General features: G+C 48.4%; 3 protein-coding genes. 1 reads left to right on the top strand and 2 read right to left on the bottom strand.

Annotated features, from left to right (window positions below; genetic code table 11):
* Positions 1-16 precede the first annotated feature (16 nt).
* Positions 17-2,800: a DNA polymerase I gene (gene polA, locus IBX48_RS09875; protein WP_296833998.1), complete on the top strand. Its 2,784-nt coding sequence runs from the start codon at positions 17-19 to the stop codon at positions 2,798-2,800.
* A gap of 16 nt (positions 2,801-2,816) precedes the next feature.
* On the opposite strand, the gene IBX48_RS09870 is transcribed toward polA, so the two are convergent.
* Positions 2,817-3,722 (bottom strand): lipid A biosynthesis acyltransferase, encoded by a 906-nt coding sequence (locus IBX48_RS09870; RefSeq protein ID WP_296833996.1) that lies wholly within the window; start codon positions 3,720-3,722, stop codon positions 2,817-2,819.
* The gene (locus IBX48_RS09865) at positions 3,709-4,509 is read right to left on the bottom strand and encodes an ATP-binding protein (RefSeq protein ID WP_296833993.1); all 801 of its coding nucleotides are present in this window, start codon (positions 4,507-4,509) and stop codon (positions 3,709-3,711) included. Before IBX48_RS09865 ends, IBX48_RS09870 begins: the two co-directional genes overlap by 14 nt.
* Positions 4,510-4,525 lie beyond the last annotated feature (16 nt).

Here is a 4,525-nt window from a genome sequence, read left to right as displayed (position 1 = left end):
GTTATTAAGGTTTCACATGTCTCAAAGCCCGATTGTTCTTGTTGATGGTTCGTCTTATTTGTTCCGCGCGTTTCACGCGATGCCGCCGCTCACTAATCGTGAAGGCCATCCAACTGGGGCGATTTATGGCGTGACCAATATGATTGGCAAGTTGCTGGAGACTTATCAGCCTGAACATATGGCGGTGGTGTTTGATGCCAAGGGCAAAACCTTCCGTAACGATTTGTATGCCGAATATAAAGCGCATCGCCCGCCCATGCCGGATGAGTTACGGGTGCAAATTGAGCCGATTCATCAAATCGTCAAAGCCTTAGGTTTGCCTTTATTGGTGATTGAAGGCGTGGAAGCCGATGACGTGATCGGCACGCTGGCGGTGCAGGCGACTGAAGCCAAACGTGATGCACTGATTTCCACCGGCGATAAAGACATGGCGCAGTTGGTGAATGAACACATTACCTTAATTAACACCATGAACAATACTTTGATGACGCCGGATAAGGTGGTGGAAAAGTTTGGCATTCGCCCGGATCAGATTATTGATTATCTGGCGTTAATGGGCGACACCTCAGACAACATTCCCGGCATTCCAAAGTGTGGTCCTAAAACCGCGGTGAAATGGTTAGATGCCTATGGCACGATGGATAATCTGGTCGCGCATGCCGACGAAATTAAAGGAAAAATTGGCGAAACTTTACGTGAACATATTCCGCATTTAGACCTGTCGCGCCAACTCACCACGATTCGAACCGATTGTGATCTGCCGATTAACCTGCCGGATTTGGCGCGCCAAGAACCGGATGTGGAGGCGCTTAAAACCCTGTTTGCCGAATACGAGTTTAAAAACTGGTTAGGTCAGCTTGAAGACGGCAAAATGCCGTTTACTCGCCAGGTAAACCATCATGCTAAATCTACACCTACGCAACAAACCGCGCCCGCCTCTAAGCCAGTTGAAGCCGTAAAAGGTGTGATAGCGGATAGCGCAGATTATGAAACCATTTTAACGCGCGAGCAATTTGATAACTGGTTGGGCAAACTCAAAGCCGCTGACGTGTTTGCGATTGATACCGAAACCACCGCACTTGAACCTATGTTGGCTCAAATGGTGGGCATTAGTTTTGCGGTTGAGCCACAACCAGGCCTGGTTGAAGCGGCTTATCTGCCTTTACGCCACGATTATGAAGGCGTGCCCACTCAGTTAGATTTCGAGCGAACACTGCAAGTTTTAAAGCCGTTGCTTGAATCAAAAGATGTGATTAAAGTCGGCCAGAACATTAAATACGATTGGCATATTTTCAAAAACCATGGCATTACTTTACAAGGCATTGGTTTTGATACCATGTTGGAATCTTATGTTTTAAACAGCGTCGCCACACGCCATAACATGGACGATTTGGCCGAGTTTTATCTGCAAAAAACCACAATTAAATTTAAAGACGTCGCCGGTACGGGTCGCGCGCAAAAGACCTTTAACCAAATCGAACTCGACACCGCCAGCCCTTATGCGGCGGAAGATGCGGATATTACATTACGTTTACACCAAACCCTGTGGCCGAAACTGCAAACAGAAACTCAGTTAATGGATGTTTTCCGTGAAATTGAAATGCCGTTGTTGCCTATTTTGGCGAAGATGGAACGCCACGGCATGCTAGTGGATAAAGACCTGTTAAAAATTCAGAGCAATGAGCTGGCCGAGAAAATCCAAACTATTGAAGAAGCCGCCTATCGCGTAGCCGGGCAGGAGTTTAACCTGGGCTCGCCTAAACAACTACAAGAAATTCTGTTTGAAAAACTCGATTTGCCAGTAATTAAAAAGACCCCAAAAGGCCAGCCTTCAACAGCGGAACCGATTTTAGCCGAGCTGGCCGAACAGGGTCACGAACTGCCTAAATTGATTATGCAGCATCGCACCATGGCGAAACTCAAATCCACCTATACGGATGCCTTGCCCAAGCAGATTCACCCCGAAACCGGACGAGTTCACACCTCTTATCAACAAGCGGTCGCCTCCACTGGGCGGCTTTCATCCACCGATCCGAACTTACAAAACATTCCGATCCGCACCGCCGAAGGTCGTCGAATTCGCCAAGCCTTTATCGCCAGGCCTGGTTATGTGTTGCTCGCGGCCGACTACTCGCAAATCGAGTTGCGCATTATGGCGCATTTGAGTGAAGACCCCGGCCTGCTCACCGCGTTTGCCGAAGGTAAAGATATTCACAAAGCCACCGCCGCCGAGATTTTTGATGCCACGCTGGATGACGTCACCACCGAACAACGTCGTAGTGCCAAAGCGGTGAACTTTGGTTTGATTTATGGCATGTCGGCATTTGGCTTAGCTAATCAACTGGGCGTAAATCGTGGGTTGGCGCAGGCTTATATTGATCGATATTTTGATCGGTATCCGGGCGTTAAAACTTATATGAACACCACCAAAGCCGATGCCAAATATCACGGTTATGTTGAAACCCTAGCGGGTCGTCGTTTGTATTTGCCAGATATTAATGCGCGTAACGGCCAGCTTCGTCAGTACGCCGAACGCACCGCGATCAACGCCCCCATGCAAGGCACGGCGGCGGATATTATTAAACGCGCCATGATTGCGCTGGATGAGTGGATAGACAAAGGCGAATTTGATATTCGCATGTTAATGCAGGTTCACGATGAATTGGTATTTGAAGTCAAGGCCGATCAAGTAGAAGCGGTCAAAGCCCATATCAAACAATTAATGGAAGCCGCGATGAAACTGGATGTGCCGTTAATTGTCGAGATAGGACAAGGCTTAAACTGGGACGAAGCCCACTAACCACCAGGCCTGCTGGTTAGTAAACTCGCTCGTAGTCTTTGGGTAGGTTTTTATAGCGTTTGTATGACCATTGGTATTGGCTGGGTACTTGGCGCACGCAGGTTTCGACACCGTGATTTAAGGCGCTGGTTGCTTGTTTTTCATCGACGGATGCGACGTCGGCGGGCGCATCCAGTAAGTGTATGACATAACCTTGGGCTTGCGGTAAGCGTTCAGCCAGAATATAAAACACCGGACAAGCCGATTTCTGCGCGAGTTTCGACACCAACACCATGGTATTTGCCGGATGACCAAAAAACGGCGCGACTACACCGCCACTTTTGCCCGGATCTTGATCCGGCAAGATCCCGACCACTTCCCCGTTTTTCAGAGCTTTTCGCAACCCTTTGACGCCGGACATATCAGTTGGCTGTAATTTCACGCCGCTGGATTGACGGGCTTGACGCATAAATGTATCAAGCGAACCAATGCGTGGTGGCCGATATAAAATCGTGGTTGGATAATGTTCGGCTAGATAATGCCCAATGATTTCCCAGCAACCCACGTGAGGCGATAACACCATCACACCTTTGCCTTGTGCGACCGCTTCGGCAAGCCGATCTGCGCCTTCGACACGTTTAATTAAAGCGAGTTTTTTCGCCTGGGGCCAACACCAAATCGCACCTAATTCGGCGGCGGTTTTACCAGTTTCGATTAAGCTTTGTTTGACTAACAATGCGCGGGCTTCGCTGGATAAATTGGGAAACGCGATGTCGATATTTTTAATCGACACGCGTTTGGCCGAGTTGGGCAGTCGCCATAATAACCAACCCATCGCCGCGCCTAAACGCTGGCTCCATTTAAGCGGCAGCCAAGATAAAACGCGCACTAAACCTTTAAATAAAGCGCCTTGAATCGGATGGTGTTCGCTATTCTTCTTCATCCAACGCATCCTCCAAACCGGCTAAACCCGCGTGATTATCATCCGCAATCAGCGGTTGCATGGCTGTCCATAAATTGGCGTACACATGTTTATTACGTTTTTCTTCGTCCAACAACATTTGTTTAAAATGCTGACGTGCTTGGGGTTTAGCAAAGCAAGCCGGGCAGTTATCTGGGATCACCGGCAAATTGGCGGCCTCGGCAAAATCGCGCGTTTGGTTTTCGCGTACTTTGACAAACGGACGGATAATGCGCACATCGCCATCGTTATTTAAATAATGCGCTTTCATGGTTCGAAGCTGACCGGCGTTAAATGCCGACATTAAAAAGCTTTCCGCCAAGTCGTCTAAATGTTGCGCCAACGCCAATACGTTATACCCTTCGCGACGACACACGGTATAAAGTTTGCCACGTTTTTGGCGTGAACAAAAACTGCAAAACGAATCGCCTTTCATATATTGATTGGCGAGCGCAACCAGGTCTTCCGACTCATAAAAATACGGCACACCCAACTCGGCCAAAAAGTCTTTAAGCGGCGACGGATCAAACCCCGGAATTTCTGGGTCAATCGTGCAGGCGGCCAACTCAAACTTAACGGGCGAATGACGTTGCAAATGCTTCAACACCATTAATAACGCCAACGAATCTTTACCGCCAGACAAACCCAACAACACACGATCACCTGAGCGAATCATATTAAACTGCGCAATCGCGCGCCCCACCGGCTGCAAAATTTTCTTTGGCGGTTTAATTGAATTTTGTTTTTTGTCTGTCTTAACGTCTTCCATTTACTTCCCATCACCA

The organism is Thiomicrospira sp. (assembly GCF_014859555.1).
Classification (GTDB): Bacteria; Pseudomonadota; Gammaproteobacteria; order Thiomicrospirales; family Thiomicrospiraceae; genus Thiomicrospira.
This window is presented reverse-complemented; position numbering and strand designations above follow the sequence as displayed.

Coding starts and splice junctions, on each gene's coding strand:
- polA (WP_296833998.1), top strand. CDS start 17: ATGTCTCAAAGCCCGATTGTTCTTGTTGATGGTTCGTCTTATTTGTTC.
- IBX48_RS09870 (WP_296833996.1), bottom strand. CDS start 3,722: ATGAAGAAGAATAGCGAACACCATCCGATTCAAGGCGCTTTATTTAAA.
- IBX48_RS09865 (WP_296833993.1), bottom strand. CDS start 4,509: ATGGAAGACGTTAAGACAGACAAAAAACAAAATTCAATTAAACCGCCA.